Here is a 19072-nt window from a genome sequence, read left to right as displayed (position 1 = left end):
TAGACCCAATTTGGAGAAATTGATAGGCTACCTATGCAGTGAGAGTCGGGTCCTACGCTGACGCGTCAGGTTGTTCCTCCACACGGGGTAGTCTCATGCTTTCCCGAGAACGGGCTTCAAGCTCCAAGCATTCCTTCGAGGATCTTGCGTCCCATGCCCATTTACTCGTGGTCGACGATGATCCTCGAATTCGGTCGATGCTGTTGCGCTATTTTGAGTCCGAAGGTTTTCGGGTCAGCCTCGCCGAGAGTGGGGCGCAAATGCGTAAATGCCTAGCGGCTTCGCATATCGATCTCGTTCTTCTCGATCTAGGCTTGCCGGACGCCGACGGCCTGACGATTGCGCGGAATGTACGGTCCACTTCCGACCTCGGAATCATCATGCTTACAGGTCGCGGAGACGACGTCGATCGTATCGTTGGATTGGAAATCGGGGCCGATGATTATATCGCGAAGCCATTCAACCTGCGCGAGGTTTTGGCCAGGGTAAAAAGCGTTCTCCGGCGCCTGCATGCTGCTGACAGGGTCTCCGCAGGTGGACAGGAGGCCGGAGCCGAGGTGCTGAGCTTCGACGGCTGGGTATTGGACCGTACGCGCCGACAGCTAACATCGCCGGATGGCCAGGATGTCACTCTCACCACCAGCGAGTATGATCTTCTGAGCGTCTTCCTTGAACATGCCGGGCACGTTCTCACGCGCGACTACCTGATGGATCAGACACGAGGTCGCACGTGGGAGGCCTTTGACCGGAGTATCGACGCTCAAGTTTCTCGTCTGAGGCGTAAAATCAAGGACGACGTTCAAAATCCCAAGATTCTCAAGTCCGTGCGGGGGGCGGGCTATGTTCTCACAGCCAAGGTGGAAAAGGGTTTGAAGCCCTTGGGCTCATAGGTGGTCTACTTTTCGATGTGGAAAGGCCCCATCTCTGCGTGAATCGAGGATCGAGCGCAGTTTATGAGCAAGGTCCGCGGCGGTGTAGGGCTTCCTGATCCAGTTGCTGCTCTCAGCCTCGGCTTGTCGGACAACAGCAGGCTCGGCATAGCCTGATGTAAAGAGCATTCTCATCTCCGGGTAAATGCGGTGTACTTCCGCCGCGAGTTGGGCTCCCGAAAGGCCCCCGGGCATCACCATATCCGTGAACAGCAGATCAACACTCTTGGTACAGGTCAAGATTTCAAGCGCTTCGGGGCCGCTCCCGGCCTCCAGTACATGATATCCCAAGTCGCTGAGGCGGGCCGCCGTGACCCGACGAACCTTCTCCTCATCCTCCACGACGAGGATCGTCTCGCCATTTGATCTTGGCAGGAACGGGCTATGGCCAGCCTCGACATCCTCACCCGCCGTTTCCTCGATCGCAGAGGGGAGATAAATTCGGACTGTCGTCCCACGGCCGAGCTCACTGTAAAGAGTAATGTGTCCTCCGGACTGCTTCACGAAGCCATAGACGGTGCTCAGGCCCAGTCCGGTTCCAGATCCCGTCGGCTTTGTCGTGAAAAACGGCTCGAAAGCCCGTTCCTGCACCTGCTGCGACATGCCGCTTCCCGTATCGGTTACCGAGACGAGGACGTATTTTCCAGGACGAACTTCCGCATGGAGCTCCGCATAATCCGTATCCAGGTCCACATCCGATACTTCGATGGTGAGTTTTCCTCCATTTGGCATCGCGTCACGGGCATTAATGCCAAGATTCAAAAGCGTGTTCTGGAACTGGGCAGGGTCTATAAGAGCTTGGGATCGGCTCTCGATGATGGTCCGAACCGTGATGGTCTCGCCAAGGGTACGCCGTAGAAGATCACTTGTGTTCGATACGAGCTGACCTGGATCGACCCGTTTCGGGCTGAGGGGCATGCGCCGGCCGAAAGCCAACAGGCTTGCCGTTAGTTGAGCCGCAAGATCCACCGCCTCCTGGGCTTCAGAGATGAGATCCTTGTATTCGTCGCCGGCAAGCCGCGCCTCGATCATCTCCAGGTTGCCTTTGATGACCGTGAGAAGATTGTTGAAATCGTGGGCGACGCCGCCAGTCAACTTGCCGATTGCTTCAATCTTCTGTGTTTGCCGCAATTCATGCTCAATCTGCCGCATCTCGGTGAGATCGCGGATAAATCCGGTGAATACTCTTTCCCCATTTGTGTTGGCTTCACCGACATTCAGCTCCATGGGAAAAAGCGAGCCGTCCTTGCGCAGTCCCGTCACAAGGCGCCCCTTGCCGATGATCCGACGCTCTCCAGTCTTAAGGTAGCGCTGAATATAGCCGTCATGAGCGCTTCGATCAGGCTCGGGCATGAGGATCTGCACATTGCGTCCGATGACCTGATCGACTCGATACCCGAACAGCTTTTCAGCAGCGAGGCTGAACGACTGGATCGTTCCATGTTCGTTGATCACGACCATTGCACTGGGAACGGTTTCGAGGATTGAGCGAAGATGTGCCTCTCTGTTTCGCACTTGACCAGATGCAATCGCAAGCGCATGCCCTACCTCGTTCACCTCAAGAACCGATGTTGCCACTGGAGGGGTGCAAAGACCGTGCGCTACGGCAGTCCCTGCGTCCTTAAGACTCCGGATCGCGTGTGAGAGGCGTGAACCGGCCCAGTATGCAAGACTAGCCGCTAATGTAAGCAACAATACCCCTATGCTTGTAAGGGTCAGTAAGGCACGTCTCAGGGGCGCATTGAAGGTGTGCTCAGGTACGGCGACTGCGATGGCCCAGTTGGTCTGCGGAGATCGAGCATATGCCGTTCGCACCTCAGTCCCTTCCAGATTGCGACCGGTCCATACTCCTTCGGGAAGCGTCGTTTGAGTGGCCCAGTCGCGGGGCGCTGATTGGCCGACAAAACTCTCATGATTGATAGATCGCGCGATGATGGTGCCGTGATTATCGACGATGGCAGAGATCCATCCCGGCGCGATCTGAACCTGCCGAAGAACTTGGGCTAGTTGAACAGCAGGTATGTCCAGGGAGAGGAGATAAATGACCTTTCCATCCTTGATGACAGGAACCAGGACGGTGACAACCCAGGTCTTTCGCAGCAGATTTTTTGTCAAGTTCGTGACAACCGGCTGCTTGGTGAGGGTCATCTCCTGCATGTATTGTGAGAGATCTGGGTAATCTTCCCCGGGCGAGGCGCCCCACGGAACGGACGTATTCAGAACTTCCTCAGCTTGTCCGGGGACACGGAGCGCGATCGTTAAATTAAGCGCTTGCGTGATATCTTCCGCCTGGGAGTAGAAGCTCTCGAGATCACCCGACTGAAGAAAAGGTGAGGTCGCCAAGGCTTGGAGCATGAGGCGCGGGCCTGCCAATTCGCGATCGATGGCGACAACAAGCTCTCGTGCCGATAGGCGAGCTTGCTCCTTCGCTCGCTCTTGCTCTGAATCGACGTAAAACCATGCCAGAACACCTGCAAACAGGATGACGGGGACGAGGAGGGCGAAGGCGAATGTCAAAAGATGCGCCCAGACTGAACGAGCCTGTCCAGGTAGAGAGCCGTGCATGCTGTCGCTGCCTTCTTTACCGCGGGCAGCTTGCGACGTAGCCCGAGGCTCCCATTTCTCGCCTGAACCCCTTTCGGCTTCCCTCATCACGGTAGAGGCTCCGGAGAGGCGCGCGAAGAGCGGCTGGCGAACATCGCGCCTATTGTAGGACGCCGAGCCTGCGGGTTTACTGTAGCAGAGCATCCGCATTGGCTTCTTTGATATTTTGGGGACGAACCGTGTGTTCGATCCCACTCATAGTGTCGACCCGATAGCATAGGGATCCCTCTATGCCCCACGGAGCTATATCAACGACGCAATAGGTATGTTGATCCCCAGCGTCGGATTTTGTTTCAGCCAAGTGGAACAGCTGGCCGATCGGGAATGTAGGCTCCATCAGCTCCTCCTGATGGTCTCCAAATGCCCTTGCAGTGTCGCGCAACAAAGTACCATTCCACTCTCCTGAATCCGAGCAGATAAGGGTTTCGCCGATCGTCGTTCCTCTACCATGATCTATGTCAATCTGGGCTCACATGCGGGCCGCCTGCTTCGACGTGATTAAACAATACCCATATCGTCCTCGATGACGCAGTCTCGCAAAGATTGCGCAACAATGCTCGAAATGTCGATAATCGTAAGTCGGTCGCCTAGAGGCACCGTAAATTCACGGGGCTGAGGGATTGTGTTCGATAGCAGAATTTGGTCGATCGCTGGTTGAAGCAGGTTCGGAAGCGCGCTGGCGCCGCCGACTCCGTGAGTGGCGACGACGATCACTCGCCTTGCTCCATGTTCTCGGCATTGCGCTGCTACGCGCGCCATCGTCGTGCCTGTGCTGATGAGATCATCCAGGATAATCGCCGTACAGCCGGAAACATCTCCTGCGAAGAGATCTCCGGAGACGCGGCCCATGCTCCGCTGCTTGTCAGCAATACACTTCGAAACCGGTCGGCGGAGACGATCTTCGAGCTCCTGGCGGAATGTCTCGGCTCTCTTTGATCCTCCAATATCCGGAGAGACAATGGCGATGGGCGTATCTGACAAGAGAGTTACGAGATGTTCGCAGAACGCTGCATATGGCGTCAGATGGATCGTATTGCAGCGGAATGCATTCTGAAATGCCGCCAGATTATGCACCTCCATCGTTGTGAGGCAATCTCCTCCTGCGGCCTCGAAGAGCTGCCCGATGTAGCGGCTCGTGACAGGGTCTTGCAGCTTGGTCTGGCGATCCTTTCGAGCGTAGCAGAGATAGGGGGCAACCACGTTGACCCGTGACGCACCTGCATCCTTCAAGGCTGCGATGAAGAAGAGCATGCGGCAAAGTCTGTCATTGACACTCTGGCCTTTCTCGCCGTGAAGGCTGGCCATCACATAGACGTGTTGGCCTCGAACGTGAGTGAGAGGCCTGATTTTATGCTCTCCATCTTCAAAGTCGCGCTCCTCATGACTTTGAAGCGGTTGCCCAAGGCGCTGGGCGACCCGTTGCCCCAGATCTCGGGCGGAATTCAAGGCAAACAAGAGCAGCGGCGCTGCTCTGGCCGGTCTGAGAGGCGCATGAAAGCCGGGCTTTTGAGGTGAATGCAGGTGCCTGAGAGCCAACCCCCCAAAAAGTCCGTCGACCGAACGATTGTCGTTCGAAAGAGGGGCGAGAAACATTTCGGCGCGCAGCGGCTCTCCTCCTGCGGCACGCATGGTAAACTCTACCAGGACGGGTTCTGCGCGCTGTCGCACGAGCTCGGCGAGCCTTCGCAATCTGACGAGGCCGCGCGGCTGCGATGCCTCGGTGAGGAGCATGGCGCCGGGGTCACAGGGACCGACCAGGGTTTCGAACGTCGCTCCGCCGAACATCAAAGCCGGTGCGTCTCGATCGTGATCGTATTGGAGCATGAAAGCATCGACAGAGCTTTCTCTTAGATCAGAGCGATTGATCTCTTGAGACGTCGGCGCTGTCCGGCCATCTCTCTTCTTGACCCAGTATCCGAACAGTTGAGACAGCGAAGTGTCCTTGGGTTGAGGGGAAAAATCGAGCCTGTCGAACAATCTTCGGAGTGCGGGATCCGTTACGGCTAATGTCGTCATAGCTCACCTCGTCACAGGCGAGAGAGAAAATTCATCGGCGTTGGGATCCAGAGGTCTCTCCAGGCGACAATTCAGGCATGCGGTTCGGCTGAGGCGAGTCCTGATTGAACGCTGGTGGCTGAGGGGCCTCTTGAAGAAGGTGGATCACTTCCGCGTCGGTCAGTTGATGGAAGTCTTCATAGAATGAGCTGATGCCGAAAAAGGCCCTCGCCGGAATAAGGCAAACGACAGACGTGACCTGCTTTCGCAACGACGCGATCTCGTCTGCGGCGGCAACCGGAACAGCAAGGACGATTTGCTCAGCGCCACGTTGGGCGAGGGCCTTCAGGGCGGCGCGAACCGTTGTGCCAGTCGCAATTCCGTCGTCGACGACGACAGCGGTTTGCCCTTTGACGGATACCGGAGGACGATTGGAAAGATAGGTCCTGCGGCGGCGCTCGATCTCCTTGAGCTCCTTCTGTGCCAAGGCGTCGAGTGTCTTCACGCTCAGCCCCGACCAGGCCATGACCTGCTCGTTGATAACGAGATTCACCTGTTCTCCATCGACAATAGCCGCAGCCGCCAACTCGGGCTGGCTCGGAACGCCTATTTTGCGGATCAGGATGAGGTCGAGGGGCGCTTGCAGAGCCTTGGCGATTTCGAGCGCAACCGGTACGCCACCCCTCGGCAGTGCGAGGACCACAGGATCTTTGAGGTTCATCCTTATGAGCTCTTCTGCCAAGAGCCGACCGGCGCTCGTGCGGTCTTGAAAATGGTCCATGAACGAATGCCTCCGTATACGCAATGAGGAGGGGCATGGGATAAAGAGGCCGATCCTCCTGCCGATATCGATCGACTGGATCCTTCATCGCTACCAACTCGGGCAATGGCCATATTGACGATAATCAAGGTCGCGATAGTGATGTTAGGCTCTCCTTAGGCCATGTCACTTGACCCTGCGGATATGTCCGGTGCCGATGGAAAACCGACCGATGCAGAGTTTCCTACGCTTGAGGAGAAAGTCCGCTTTTTGGGCGACCCCTCATCCTACACTCATGGTCAGGGCCGCGTCACAATCAAGGAAACCCACATGTCGTGGGTGTTTCTCACGGATGATAGAGTCTACAAGCTCAAGAAGCCTGTTCGTTACCCCTACCTTGACTTTAGGTCGCTCGCTGCGCGTGAAAGATATTGCCGCGAGGAAGTCCGCCTGAACTGCCGGCTCGCACCTGGAATCTATCTGGGTGTTACGCCTCTAACGCGATCACAACTCAATATCCTCACATTGAACGGAGAGGGTGAGGTCGTCGACTGGCTCGTCGAGATGAAGCGGCTTCCTGCAGAATGCATGTTGGACGTCCGACTGAAGGAGAGAAGCGTCGGCGAGAGCGATGTCACCCGCCTAGCTGAGGTGCTTGCGAATTTTTACCGAAGTACTGAACATCCAAAGGTAGAACCAGAGAAGCCGTATCTGCATTTCCTGGATGAACTGACGGAGAACCGAGCGGTCTTGCTGCATTCAGGCCTCCTGCCTGAACCATCCAAGGTATCAAGGCTCCTCGACCAGATCGAGGCGGTTTTGGAGGGCCAGAGAGAACCGCTTCGCGCACGGGTGAGGGGCGGCCATATCGTCGAAGGACATGGTGACCTCCGGCCTGAGCACGTTTGCCTTACCGATCCGGTGGTGATCTTCGATTGTCTCGAGTTCAGCTGGAATCTTCGGCTCCTTGATCCCTTCGACGAATTGTCATTCCTCGGGATGGAATGTGCTCGACTCGGCGCGGCATGGTTTGGCCCTGCGTTGAACAAACGCGTTGCGGATCTCCTCGGGGATCATGCTCCCGGCGACCTGGTCGCCCTGTATACAGTGCTCCACGCAATCTTAAGGGCGCGCTTGTCCTTGGCTCATCTTCTCGACCCGGTCCCACGGGATCCTCAAAAATGGGTGCCGTTGTCGCAACAATATCTCAATCTGGCGCAGGAGGCACTCGCCGCGATGCCATGATACAACAGACAACACCTGATTGCTCACTGGCCTGCGATTGTCCTTCGCACCTCGCGCTCATGCTCCTGAAGTGATGCGCTGATATCAACGCGGTACGGAGATGTGCATGCGTCTCGGGAAAGGAGGTTTGAGGGAAGCTGTCCGATCATTAATCGGGTGTAGTCCCTGATGGTGTCCAGATCACGAGGAGAGCTGACACGTCTCCCCGCGATCATTACGGGCTTCATGAGCGGGGTGCCCTCGAGCGTGTCCGGACGGCGGGTGATCACGTCATACTGCGCCATATCGCCATCGAGATTGCGAAAGATCTGCTTACGACCAGGAAATGTGCGCTTCTCTGGCGACAGCTTCATTCGACCTTGCCCAGCATATTCGACGAGCTTGTAAGCGATGTCGAGAGCCGGTGCATCCTCAGAAACGCTCATGCTGGTGCCGACCCCAAAGGCGTCGATGGGGGCTCCGCGTGCAATCAGGTCGGCGATTGTGTACTCGTCGAGGCCACCGCTGGCAATGATCTCGAGATGCTGCAGACCCGCATTATCAAGAATGGACCGTGCACCTTGAGCCAACCCGGGAAGATCCCCGGAGTCGAGCCTCACCCCGCGGATCCGACACCTCGATCCAAGCTCCTTCGCAAGTTGTGCTACATGACGGACGCCCTCGAGCGTGTCGTATGTGTCAACGAGAAGGATCGTTTCCGGAAAAACCCAGGTAAAGCTTCGAAACGCATCAAGTTCGGTTGCAAACGCCTGAACAAAGCTGTGAGCCATCGTGCCGGCGACAGGTATTCCCCACCGCCGTCCGGCGGCGAGATTAGAGGTTGCTGATACGCCTGCGATATAGAATGCCCTTGCTCCCTTGATAGCCGCATCGGTTCCCTGAGCGCGCCGGGCACCGAAATCGATGACCCGGCGCCCTTGGGCAGCTTCGACGATTCTCACCGCCTTGGACGCCAGGATCGTTTGCAACCCGATCTGATTCAAAACCAGCGTCTCCAGGATCTGCGCCTGTCCAATCGGTGCTACGATTTCAAGGAGCGGTTCGTTGGGGAAGACCGGAGTGCCCTCTGGAACCGCATAGACGTCGCCCGTGAACCTGAAGTCTTTCAGGCTTTCGAGAAACTCTCTCTGAAAGAGCGCAGTCGATGACAGGTAGGACAGATCGTCCTCACTGAAAGTAAGGCTTTCAAGCTCCTCCAAAAGCGGTCCAATGCCACAGCAAATCAGAAAATTTCGCGACTTCGGGAGCTTCCGGAAGAAGAGTTCGAATACACCAATGTCCGTCATCGCGAGGTCGCGGTAGGCTCGGAGCATCGTCATCTCGTAGAGATCCGTGAACAACGCATGACTGCAATGAGGTTTGTCTGACTGAGAAGGCATGGTCATGGTCATGACGGTAACGTCCTGCTCAAGCGGGTGAGCCGCTGCATCAGTAATTGATCGCCGCAAAAAACATTGCGAAAAGACCGTCAGCTGCGATTACCATGAAGATTGCTTTCACAACCGACGACGTGACATGTCGCCCGAGCGATTCCGCGGATCCCTGAACTTCGAAGCCTTCTATCGCAGCGATCAGACCAATGATAAGCGCCATGAACGGCGATTTGATGAGACCGACCAGGAATGTATTGAGTGCGATAGCATCCCTTAAGCGGGAAAGAAAAATATTCGGACTGATCCCCTCATAGATCCATGCGACGAAGCCGCCCCCGACGAGTGCGGCAATGTCCGACAGGAAAGTCAGCATGGGCAGGCCGATAATCAGGGCAAGAAGGCGTGGAATGATAAGAACTTCCATCGGCTCCAAGCCCATGACGCGGATGGCATCGATTTCCTCCCGCATCTTCATGGAGCCGATTTCGGCCGTGATGGCCGATCCCGACCGACCTGCGATCATGATCGATGTCAGAAGAACGCCTAACTCACGCAGTGTAAGAATGCCGACCAGATCGACGACGAATGAGGTAGCTCCGAACCGGCGAAGCTGGAAGATGCCTTGCTGAGCAATGATTCCTCCGACGAGGAACGAAATGAGGGCGATGATCGGTACCCCTCTCCAGGCTACGAGATCCAGTTGATGGACGAGCGATATCCCTCGAAAGAAACGCGGTTTGAGAGAGACATGTGATAAGGCTGCTACGAATGCGCCGAGAAAGCCCAGCCCTGAGAAAATGCTTTCTATTGCTGCGGATACGGTATGGCCGAGGTTGGCGAGGAGATCGTATAGGGTAAACGCCTCGACGGCCTGTTTGGGGGGGATATCGTAATGATCGACCTCATCGAGCAGGACCCGGTGTTCATCACGCGCGCTCGTGAAAGTGACGTCGCAGCCTAACTTTTGAAGTTCATGTCGGCTGCGATCCAAGATCCAAGCCCCTGCCGTGTCGAGTCTGTCGACATGAGAAAGATTGAAGCTGATTCGCGGAGAGTCCTTTGTGGCTGACGTGAAAGTAGCTGCGGCAGACTCCATCCATGGAGCATTCTCGGCAGTCCAAAGGCCGGTGAGTGTAATGAGTGCTTCCTCACGTCGGCGCTCGATGCGCCACATCGGCGTCGATGAAAGATGATCATAGCCGTTATGATCAGGTATATTGGCGCCAAGAGCCATCGAAGATCCATCGTGACCTAATGGGACATGAATACTGGTACTGTCATCGACCTGAGGATCTCCCGTGTCGTACCACCAAGGACAAATTCCCGCAGGCGCGAGTGACTGTAGCCACCCATTACGATCATATTGGTGTCGTTGTCGGCCGCATGAGACAGAAGCGCATTGGCGACGTCAATGTCTTCGCTCGGGAGGAGCTTGATGGCTGCGTTAATCCCGTGTCGGGCTAAGTGTCTGCTGAGATCCTGTCCGGAGTGATGCGTCTGTTGCTGCTCTGTGCCAATCGTAATGATGTGCACATGACGCGCGAGCTTGAGAATGGGTATGGCGTCGGATGCTGCCCGGGCCGCTTGAATGCCGCCGTCCCAGGCAATGAGCGCGTTTTCGGTCTTTTGACGGGTGCCGATATAGGGGATGACGAGAACAGGCCGCCCGGATCCGAACAGAACGTCCTGTATGATGCGCACGCCATCGGACCCGTCCGAGGCTGGCTGCTGGAGGATGCTGACGTCGAAGCAGCGGGCCAAGCGGCTGAGTGGGTAACCTATATCGCCAGGGCTTACATCGAATGGAACTGTGTCTGCCGTTGCATTCATATCACGCGCGGCTTCCATGAAGGATCGAGCAGTTTTAGACGCCTCCGCCTCTGCCTCGTCCCGAAGGCGAGCCATGAAATCCTCCGGCAACTCTGCCGTGAGGCCCGGTGGAGGAGAGAGGGTCACAACAGGAATGGCTCCGGTGAGGAATGCGCCTATTTGATGGGAGAGCCAAATTCCATAAGTGCGCGCGGTATCGGTGCCTGCTCCACCAAGAACAAGGAGATCCCGGAAAGACATTTTTTCCTCCCGCTGGGATGCAGGACGATCTCTCAGCCGTCGTCTTGCTCCTACAAACTTGACCGATTCTGCCGACCATTGTGAATCAGTGTGCCCCTCCAAATTTGACCAAACGCAAAGCGCAGCCGCCTTGCTTTGGCATGGGCGCGAATGCACTGTTGCAGATGACTTGCTTCAGGCCAACGAGTAGGCTAGCGTCGATCTGATCGTCACAGGAGGATATGGCCACACCAGGCTGAAAGAGTGGGTGTTTGGCGGAGTGACGGGCGACCTGCTGCGGCACAGTCCAAAATGCTGTTTCCTTTCTCATTGATTTGGGGGCAGGGTAGGAACATCGGACGCTAGATCAGGAGGCAGGATTTATGATGTCTGGCTTCGTCCCATTTTCTTCTCGAGGTCGATCACCCGCATTGTGGTCTTCAGGATCGAGTCCGGGTTGAGGCTGATCGAGTCGATTCCGAGGCGGACAAGATACTCCGCGACCTCGGGATAATCGGAGGGGGCTTGGCCACAGATGCCCGAGTGGCGGCCATTGCGCCTAGCACCCTCCACCGCGAGCGCAATCATTTTCATGACGCCCGGGTCGCGCTCGTCGAAGTCGAACGACACGATTTCTGAATCCCGATCGACGCCGAGAACCAGCTGCGTAAGATCGTTGGAGCCGATCGAGAAACCATCGAAGTGCTGTGCGAATTCGTCGATCAGGATGACGTTGTTCGGGATTTCGCACATGACATAGATTTCCAGTCCGTTTTCGCCACGGACTAAGCCATACGTACTCATCCGCTCGATCACCCGTTGCGCCTCCTCGACACGCCGGCAGAAGGGAATCATCGGGACGATGTTGGTCAATCCCATATCGTTGCGAGCCCGCTTCAAGGCCGCACATTCGAGCGCGAAGCCGGGTTCATAGGCAGGATGAGCATACCGAGATGCACCACGAAAGCCAATCATGGGATTGGCTTCCTCGATCTCAAAGGTTCTGCCGCCAACAAGGCTTGCATATTCATTTGTCTTGAAATCGGACAAGCGCACGATAACGGGCTTAGGGTAGAATGCAGCAGCAATCGTGCCAATACCTTCGGACAGACGTTCGACGAAGAAATCCGATGGATTTTCATAGCCCTGCGTCAGACGCGCAATCTCGTCCCGTTCCGCAGGGCTCAGCCGGGCTTGATCGATGAGGGCCATCGGATGGACCTTGATGAAGTTGGAGATAATGAACTCCATGCGCGCGAGACCGACGCCATCATTGGGCAGAAAGCTCAGAGCGAATGCCTGGTCGGGATCACCCACATTCATCATGATCTTCGTCGCAGGGCGAGCAATTTCTGAGAGATTCGCTCTGTCTATCTCAAAGGGCAAGAGACCCTCATAGATTTTGCCCGTAATACCCTCAGCGCACGATACGGTGATGGGATCTCCGGTACGGATCGCTCGGGTAGCGTTGTCGGTGCCGACAATCGCCGGCACACCGAGTTCGCGGGCGACAATGGCTGCATGGCAGGTCCGCCCTCCTCGATTGGTGACGATTGCCGCCGCCGATTTCATGACAGTGCCCCAATCGGGAGAGGTGGTGTCTGAGACGAGGATCTCGCCCGGCTGAAAGATGGCGAGATCCGATGGGCTTGAAATGACGCGGGCTTTGCCAGAGGCGATCTTGGTTCCGACTGCTCTGCCTGTCGCCAGTAGGGGACCCGTGGAGCTCAGACGATATTCCTCCAACTTGGTTCGATCGAGTTTGGATGTCACCGTCTCGGGACGGGCTTGAACGACATAGATCTTGCCGTCTGTGCCGTCCTTGGCCCACTCGACGTCCATGGGGCGGTTTTCGCCTGCCTTTTCGCTATAGTGGCGTTCTATTTTGACGGCGTAATCGGCTATTACGAGCGCCTCCTCGTCACTGATGCAAAATCTCTCCTGGTCCTTCTTGTCGGTTGGGACATTGCGCGTGTGATCCCGTGACCCCACTTGAGCATAGACCATCTTGATTTGTTTCGCGCCGAGCGAGCGTCGCAAGATTATGCGTTTGCCTTGGGCGAAGGTAGGCTTGAAAACGTAGAATTCATCGGGATCGACCGCGCCTTGGACTACGTTCTCGCCCAGGCCGTAGGCGCCGGTGATGAAAACCACGCTGGGAAAGCCTGTCTCGGTGTCGATCGAGAAGACGACGCCCGAGGAGGAGAGATCGGAGCGTACCATCTTCATGACGCCGATTGAGTTGAACACTTTATAATGATCGAAGCCATTGTTGATCCGGTAACGGATGGCTCTGTCCGTGAACAGGCTGGCAAAGCAGCGGCGCACCGCGTCAAGCAGCTGCTGTTCCCCGACGATGTTGAGATAGCTCTCATGCTGGCCTGCAAAGCTCGCGTTTGGAAGATCCTCTGCCGTTGCTGAGCTGCGTATGGCAACCGCGAGGGAGGCGCCGTATTCATCCTTTAAGTGCTGATAGGCACGTCGGATGTCGTCTGCCAGCTTCGGCGGCAGGGGCGCGCTGTAGACCAGTTCTCGAGCCTGGTGCGCCCGTTCCGCGAGATCCGCTATATTCGATGGGTCCACGGGATCAAGGATCGTGTGCAGGCGCGGCCATGCCCCAGCCTGCCGCAGTGTCGAACGGTATCCGTCAGCCGTCACCGCAAACCCGTTGGGTACCAAGACTCCCTTTGGCGCGAGCTCACGGTAGAGCTCTCCAAGCGAGGCGTTCTTTCCACCGACCAAAGGAACATCCGTCAGGCCGATATCCTTAAAGAAGCGGACATACTCATAGCTGTGTTCCATCACGTATCCCGTTCTAGACTCTGTTTGTCTCGGCTAGACGTATCCGGTCACTCTGCAGGCCAGAACCGTGCGAATACGTGAGGCCGGCATCGGACTCGTTTGAGTTCTACAGAGCAGGTTCAACGGACGACGAGAACGGGCAGCTTGGAATGAGTCAGCACTTTCAGCGTTTCACTGCCGAGCAGCATAGCGGACACACCGCCGCGTCCGTGAGAGGCCATCACGATTAAGTCGCAGCCTCTTCCTTCGGCGGTCCGGATGATTGCCTGATAGGGCTCATCGTTTTCTTGATGGGTCGACGTTGCTTCGACTCCGGCTGCTTCTGCAATCTTCGTCGCTTCCGAGAGGGTTCGCGACGCCTGCTTTGCCATCTGATCCCTGAACGAGGATGTCGTCTCTTCGATCTGCTCTGCATCCAGGGTGAAAGTGTGGAACCGTTCTGAGACGGTCAACAACGTGACCTTGGCTCTCAATGCCTTGGCGAGGCCGATGCCATGCTCGACACCCCGAGATGCCAGTGAGGATCCGTCCGTTGCGATCAGGATATGATGATACATAGGTGCACCTTCAGATGCTTGGGCTATCCCGCCTGACTTCCTCGCGCTTCGTGCTGGCCATAACGAGCCATTTGCGCCGCCCTGCTGTGCCTGTTGGACTGACGTTCGAGAATGTCCTCTGCAGGTCCAAACGGGTGGCGCTCAACTCATGACGAGCAGTCGTCGCTGACTATCACCTCGGCAGCATGACCGAAGACACTCATCGCGGAAACCGCAGAGGCTTAGTCTCGCACCTAGGCGGGGCCGTCGAGACAGTTCTGGGAGACTTGGCCATCAGTTTCCTCCTACGGGAATTATGATTGGCGCACTTCCTTCAGTCCTGAATTGACAATCCTCAAACACTGTGGCCGCGGCTGCCGGTTGTTCGGTGCATGGCCGCTGACGGTTCGATAAAAGAACGCGGTGCCGATGGGCTGGAACCGGGCCAAGAGAGCCAAGCCGATCGTTGCCGGTCGTCCTTGGCGTGTCGTGTGGACGGAGCGGGCTGCGCTGAACAGCGAATCCGGAAATCTCTGTACAGGCCTTCCAGCGGTGAACCTGTCTCGCCAAGGCTGTCTGAAGGATGCATTGTCTTTGGTCAGTCGGACAACGTCTCGCCGAGCTTTTTGGCGGCGGCCTGCATCAGTGGCAGGTGCTGTACCGCCTCCTCAAGTTTGAATCGCGCACTGGGGCCATGGCAGGCAAGAGCTGCGAGAGTTTCTCCGCGATGGTTTCTCACGGGAACCGCAATAGCCACGAGACCCAGGAGAAATTCCTCGCGATCAACGCTGTATCCTAGTTCCGAGATCAGCGACAACTCCTTCTCGAGAGCGTCGCGTTCGATAATGGTGTGAGATGTGAAAGGCGGAAGCTCCAACAGATCGAGCGCTCTCTTGCGGCGCTCCGGATCCATGAATGCCAGGAACAGCTTCCCGCTTGCAGTGCAATGCATCGGCACACGCGAGCCGGGTTCGAGGTGGAGGCGCAACGGCCAGCGAGCCTCCACACGATCCAGATAAAGCACCTCATGACCGACCAATGCAGTAAAATTGCATGTCTCTCCGATCTGGTGAACCAGGCTTTCCAGGACCGCTCTGCGATCCGCGCTCGCGCCGGACCGCACAACGTCCAGCCCGATCCTTAGCAATCGTGGACCGATGCCGAAATGTCGCCCCCCCGGTTCTCGAACCAGATATCTCTCATTTTCGAGGCGCTGGCACAGGCGGTGCACCGTTGCTTTCGGCAGATCGAGCAGTGCGCACAGTTCCGAGATCGTAAGTGCGCGACCTGACTCTGACACTTTTTCCAGGAGATGGAGAGCCCGGAAGACCGCCGACCCGCTCTCGCGCTCATCACTCTTCGCCTGAGGCAATTTCCCGACACTCCCTAAGCCAGGGCACCCGCCCTGTGTGACGACATATCAGGGATGTCTCTGAGGTCAATCGGCCCTTGAGGCTTCGGCTAGGCTGAACGCTCAGTAATCGTCGCACTCAGTGGAACGAAACGTCTCATTTATATTGACACGGCTGTTGGACTGAGACAGCATTCAAGGACAACGGGAGGAGAAAAGTACGATGGTCATCGAAAGGGAGTTCGATTTCGTCATCGTCGGCGCTGGGTCCTCAGGCTGCGTACTTGCAAATCGCCTCTCCGAAGGCGGTCGTTACACTGTGGCTATTCTTGAGGCTGGGCCTCGCGACAGCAATCCTTGGATCCATCTGCCAATCGGCTACGGGAAGACCATGTGGAACGACCGGATCAACTGGCGTTTCTACACGGAACCCGACGAACACATGGGGGGACGGAAAATATACTGGCCCCGCGGGCGGGTCCTGGGTGGGTGTTCTTCCATCAACGGTTTGATCGTGATCCGCGGACAGCCGGAGGATTACGAGCACTGGCGGGAGCTTGGGAACACCGGCTGGGGATGGTCCGACGTTCTTCCTTATTTCATCAAGCTGGAGAGAAACGAAGACTTCGCAGGCGATCAACTGCACGGCAGCAATGGCCCTTTGCACGTCAGCAGCATCGGCAGAAAGAACGAACTGATCGAAGCCGTCATCGGCGCTGCCGAGACGTGCGGTGTTCCTCGCACCCAGGACTTCAACGGCAAGAACCAAGAAGGTGTCGGTTACTACCAGCTCACGACGCGAAAGGGTTTCCGGTCCAGTGCGGCGCGATCATATCTTCGGCCGGTCAGAACACGCTCGAATCTCTCGATCATCACCGATGCGCATGTCACCCGCGTCCAGTTCGAGGGGAAGCGAGCAACAGGGGTTGTCTTCCAGCACAAGGGCGGCGTCAACGCCGTCAGAGCGAAGCGCGGCGTCATTCTCTCATCGGGGGCCGTCCAGACCCCGCAGATCCTCATGCTGTCCGGAATCGGTCCGGCTCAGCATCTCAAAGATCACGGCATTCCGGTCCTCATGGACCACATTGGAGTCGGGCAGAACCTCCAAGACCATCTACAGATCCGCCTCATCTACCAATGCACCAAACCGATCACGACCAATGATGCTCTTCGCACGCTGCCGGGCCGCGTTCGGATGGGCCTGGAATGGCTCCTCTTCAGGTCCGGGCCTCTTGCCATAGGGATCAATCAGGGCGGACTTTTCACGAAGGTTCTGCCGGAGTCGCGCACTCCCGACATCCAGTTTCACATTGCGACGCTCTCCGCAGACATGGCCGGCGGCAAGGTGCACGACTTTTCAGGCTTCACGCTGTCCGTCTGCCAGTTGCGGCCGGAGAGCAGGGGGGCAATCACTCTGGGATCACCTGATCCGCTTGCACCACCGCGGATCCGCGCGAACTATCTTTCCACCGAGACGGATCGCCGTTGTGTCACTGGCGGCATGCGCTTCGCGCGTCGGCTGTCAAATACGCGTCCGCTCTCGGACTATGTTGCGGCCGAGATGCAGCCCGGTCCTGAATTCGCTTCGGACGATGACCTGCTGGATTTTGCACGCCATCACGGCGCGACGATCTTTCACCCCGCCGGTACGTGCCGGATGGGACCGGACGGCGACCCGCGTGCGGTCGTCGATCCCAATCTCCGGGTGCGAGGTGTCGACGGACTTTGGGTCGTCGACTGTTCGGTCATGCCGACTCTCGTGTCCGGCAATACGAACGTTCCCGCGATCATGATCGGCGAGAAAGCTGCCGATCTGATCCGAGAGGACGTCGAAACGGGAAGAAACACCAGGAGGGAACAATGGCACAGCCAAACCAGGGACTTGCGGATGGTCAGTTAAGGCGCGTCGTCTTCGCCAGCGTCATCGGCGCGACAATCGAGTGGTACGACTTCTTTCTTTACGGCGTTGTTGCAGGCATCGTCTTCAATAAACTCTTCTTTCCGACAGGCGATCCCGTCATTTCGATCCTGTTGGCCTACACGACATTCGCCGTGGGTTTCATCGCACGGCCGCTCGGCGGGGTGATTTTCGGGCACTTCGGCGACAAGATCGGGCGCAAGAGCATGCTCGTCCTGACGCTGATGATCATGGGCGTCGCCACGGTTCTGATCGGCCTGCTCCCGACCTATGAGCAGATCGGAATCGCTGCGCCGATTCTGCTGCTTCTGCTCCGCATTGCGCAAGGAATTGGTATCGGGGGAGAATGGGGCGGCGCGGTTCTCATGGCTTATGAGTACGCTCCCAGCAACAAGCGCGGCTACTACGCCAGCTTGCCGCAAATCGGGCTTGCCCTCGGGTTGTGCCTGTCATCCGGAGTCACTGCTCTGGTGTCGGGCCTGCCGGAGGAGCAATTCATGTCCTGGGGGTGGCGGATCGGCTTTATCGGCAGCATTTTTCTCGTGCTGGTGGGGATGTATATCCGCTTGAAAATCATGGAAACGCCGGAGTTCTCGAAGGTGAAGGCCACCGGCACGGAGGCCAAGATACCCTTCGTGGACATGGCCAAGCGCTATCCCAAGAACATCATTCTCGGCATGGGAGCGCGCTTCATCGACGGCGTATTCTTCAACGTCTTCGCGGTGTTCTCCATCGTCTATCTTTCGAACTACGTGAAGGTCGACCGGACGACAGCATTGTGGATGGTCACGCTGTCGGCCTTCGTCATGATCTTCGCGATCCCGTACTTCGGAAAGCTCTCAGACCGTTGGGGACGGCCGAAGACTTATGGGATCGGCTCGCTGATCCTGGCTGCATGCGCGTATCCCGCATTCTGGATGATGAGCACCGGTAATCCGCTGCTAATCGGCATCGCGCTCGTGGTGCCCTTCGGCATCCTCTACGCCATGTGCTATGGCCCCGAAGCGGCGCTCTTCGCCGATCTTTTCGACGCTCGGGTGCGATATACCGGCATCTCGTTCGTCTACCAGTTTTCCGGAATCTTCGCGAGTGGTCTGACGCCGATCATCGCCACGTATCTCATTGCGCAGGGCGGAGGCGATCCCGTGTATCTGTGCGCATACGTCGTGTTCGCTGCGTTGATCAGTGCGATTTCGGCCTTCGGCATCCGGAGACCGGAGGAAATCGCGACACCGATAAGAGCAAAAGTTGCCCAGGTTTGATCCTGTTGCAGCGTGTGAGCGGCATCGTCCGCTCACACGAAAGACACTGATGCGATGACCTCGTGTCGCCGCGTCCAACAAGAGCCACACCGATGCCTGCGGATGATGGCAGGCTGATCCAAGCTAGGACGAGATCGATGAGGATGACGACGGAAGAGGCGTTTGTGAAGGTTCTGCAGATGCATGGGATTGGGCATGCGTTCGGCATCATCGGCTCGGCCATGATGCCGGTCTCGGACCTGTTTCCG

The 19072-nt window shown here is 57.0% G+C and carries 13 protein-coding genes and 1 pseudogene; 5 read left to right on the top strand and 9 right to left on the bottom strand.

Translation table 11 applies throughout. From position 1 onward, the window contains the following. Positions 1 to 95 precede the first annotated feature (95 nt). The gene (locus ACS5Q0_RS12620; protein WP_473126988.1) at positions 96 to 890 is read left to right on the top strand and encodes a response regulator; all 795 of its coding nucleotides are present in this window, start codon (positions 96 to 98) and stop codon (positions 888 to 890) included. Here ACS5Q0_RS12620 and ACS5Q0_RS12615 read toward each other — a convergent pair. From ACS5Q0_RS12615 to ACS5Q0_RS12605, 3 genes are all read right to left on the bottom strand, one after another. Continuing rightward, positions 885 to 3581 (bottom strand): PAS domain S-box protein, encoded by a 2697-nt coding sequence (locus ACS5Q0_RS12615; RefSeq protein WP_473127100.1) that lies wholly within the window; start codon positions 3579 to 3581, stop codon positions 885 to 887. The two genes, ACS5Q0_RS12620 and ACS5Q0_RS12615, sit on opposite strands and share 6 nt — an antisense overlap. Positions 3582 to 4031: 450 nt before the next feature. Next, the gene (gene prs, locus ACS5Q0_RS12610) at positions 4032 to 5549 is read right to left on the bottom strand and encodes a ribose-phosphate diphosphokinase (protein WP_473126987.1); all 1518 of its coding nucleotides are present in this window, start codon (positions 5547 to 5549) and stop codon (positions 4032 to 4034) included. A 31-nt stretch (positions 5550 to 5580) separates the two neighbouring features. Next, positions 5581 to 6270, bottom strand: coding sequence for a phosphoribosyltransferase (locus ACS5Q0_RS12605; RefSeq protein WP_473126986.1), 690 nt, complete (start codon positions 6268 to 6270; stop codon positions 5581 to 5583). Positions 6271 to 6471: 201 nt separating this feature from the next. Between ACS5Q0_RS12605 and ACS5Q0_RS12600 the strand changes: the two genes are divergently transcribed. Next, entirely contained in the window at positions 6472 to 7533 is a 1062-nt protein-coding gene (locus ACS5Q0_RS12600; RefSeq protein ID WP_473126985.1) for a hypothetical protein, read from the top strand. Between the two features lie 23 nt (positions 7534 to 7556). Here the strand turns inward: ACS5Q0_RS12600 and ACS5Q0_RS12595 are convergent, their stop codons facing one another. The 3 genes from ACS5Q0_RS12595 to ACS5Q0_RS12585 are packed head-to-tail and all read right to left on the bottom strand — an operon-like array spanning position 7557 to position 10976. Continuing rightward, positions 7557 to 8924, bottom strand: coding sequence for a nicotinate phosphoribosyltransferase (locus ACS5Q0_RS12595; protein ID WP_473126984.1), 1368 nt, complete (start codon positions 8922 to 8924; stop codon positions 7557 to 7559). A 37-nt stretch (positions 8925 to 8961) separates the two neighbouring features. Continuing rightward, positions 8962 to 10140 carry an ABC transporter permease gene (locus tag ACS5Q0_RS12590; protein ID WP_473126983.1) on the bottom strand — a complete coding sequence of 393 codons (1179 nt, stop codon included), beginning with the start codon at positions 10138 to 10140 and terminating at the stop codon, positions 8962 to 8964. Positions 10141 to 10157: 17 nt separating this feature from the next. Further along, positions 10158 to 10976, bottom strand: a complete 819-nt coding sequence (locus ACS5Q0_RS12585) for a universal stress protein (protein WP_473126982.1) — start codon at positions 10974 to 10976, stop codon at positions 10158 to 10160. A 193-nt stretch (positions 10977 to 11169) separates the two neighbouring features. Between ACS5Q0_RS12585 and ACS5Q0_RS12580 the strand changes: the two are divergent. Further along, positions 11170 to 11289, top strand: a pseudogene (locus ACS5Q0_RS12580) (universal stress protein); the annotation flags it as partial. A 47-nt stretch (positions 11290 to 11336) separates the two neighbouring features. On the opposite strand, the gene ppsA reads toward ACS5Q0_RS12580, so the two are convergent. The 3 genes from ppsA to ACS5Q0_RS12565 form a co-directional block, all read right to left on the bottom strand. Then, positions 11337 to 13757, bottom strand: a complete 2421-nt coding sequence (ppsA, locus tag ACS5Q0_RS12575) for a phosphoenolpyruvate synthase (RefSeq protein WP_473126981.1) — start codon at positions 13755 to 13757, stop codon at positions 11337 to 11339. 119 nt (positions 13758 to 13876) lie between these two features. Continuing rightward, the gene (locus ACS5Q0_RS12570) at positions 13877 to 14314 is read right to left on the bottom strand and encodes a universal stress protein (RefSeq protein ID WP_473126980.1); all 438 of its coding nucleotides are present in this window, start codon (positions 14312 to 14314) and stop codon (positions 13877 to 13879) included. A gap of 577 nt (positions 14315 to 14891) precedes the next feature. Further along, on the bottom strand, positions 14892 to 15665 hold the full coding sequence (locus tag ACS5Q0_RS12565; protein ID WP_473126979.1) for an IclR family transcriptional regulator: 774 nt from the start codon (positions 15663 to 15665) through the stop codon (positions 14892 to 14894). Positions 15666 to 15867: 202 nt separating this feature from the next. Between ACS5Q0_RS12565 and ACS5Q0_RS12560 the strand changes: the two genes are divergently transcribed. Together ACS5Q0_RS12560 and ACS5Q0_RS12555 are read left to right on the top strand one after the other, a co-directional pair. Continuing rightward, positions 15868 to 17544: a GMC family oxidoreductase gene (locus tag ACS5Q0_RS12560; protein WP_473126978.1), complete on the top strand. Its 1677-nt coding sequence runs from the start codon at positions 15868 to 15870 to the stop codon at positions 17542 to 17544. After that, a complete protein-coding gene (locus ACS5Q0_RS12555) occupies positions 17505 to 18824 on the top strand; it encodes an MFS transporter (RefSeq protein WP_473126977.1) in 1320 nt (439 codons plus the stop codon). The genes ACS5Q0_RS12560 and ACS5Q0_RS12555 overlap by 40 nt, the downstream gene beginning before the upstream one ends. The last annotated feature ends 248 nt before the right edge of the window (positions 18825 to 19072 follow it).

Source organism: Microvirga sp. HS2, assembly GCF_055792805.1.
Note: the sequence above shows the minus strand (reverse complement) of the source record. Positions and strands in the feature narration are given on the sequence as shown.

What these genes read in the sequence shown, in the direction of transcription:
- prs (WP_473126987.1), bottom strand. Translation starts at nt 5,549, where the DNA reads ATGACGACATTAGCCGTAACGGATCCCGCACTCCGAAGATTGTTCGAC.
- ACS5Q0_RS12620 (WP_473126988.1), top strand. Translation starts at nt 96, where the DNA reads ATGCTTTCCCGAGAACGGGCTTCAAGCTCCAAGCATTCCTTCGAGGAT.
- ACS5Q0_RS12555 (WP_473126977.1), top strand. Translation starts at nt 17,505, where the DNA reads ATGGCACAGCCAAACCAGGGACTTGCGGATGGTCAGTTAAGGCGCGTC.
- ACS5Q0_RS12595 (WP_473126984.1), bottom strand. Translation starts at nt 8,924, where the DNA reads ATGACCATGACCATGCCTTCTCAGTCAGACAAACCTCATTGCAGTCAT.
- ppsA (WP_473126981.1), bottom strand. Translation starts at nt 13,757, where the DNA reads ATGGAACACAGCTATGAGTATGTCCGCTTCTTTAAGGATATCGGCCTG.
- ACS5Q0_RS12590 (WP_473126983.1), bottom strand. Translation starts at nt 10,140, where the DNA reads ATGGCTCTTGGCGCCAATATACCTGATCATAACGGCTATGATCATCTT.
- ACS5Q0_RS12585 (WP_473126982.1), bottom strand. Translation starts at nt 10,976, where the DNA reads ATGTCTTTCCGGGATCTCCTTGTTCTTGGTGGAGCAGGCACCGATACC.
- ACS5Q0_RS12615 (WP_473127100.1), bottom strand. Translation starts at nt 3,581, where the DNA reads ATGAGGGAAGCCGAAAGGGGTTCAGGCGAGAAATGGGAGCCTCGGGCT.
- ACS5Q0_RS12570 (WP_473126980.1), bottom strand. Translation starts at nt 14,314, where the DNA reads ATGTATCATCATATCCTGATCGCAACGGACGGATCCTCACTGGCATCT.
- ACS5Q0_RS12560 (WP_473126978.1), top strand. Translation starts at nt 15,868, where the DNA reads ATGGTCATCGAAAGGGAGTTCGATTTCGTCATCGTCGGCGCTGGGTCC.
- ACS5Q0_RS12600 (WP_473126985.1), top strand. Translation starts at nt 6,472, where the DNA reads ATGTCACTTGACCCTGCGGATATGTCCGGTGCCGATGGAAAACCGACC.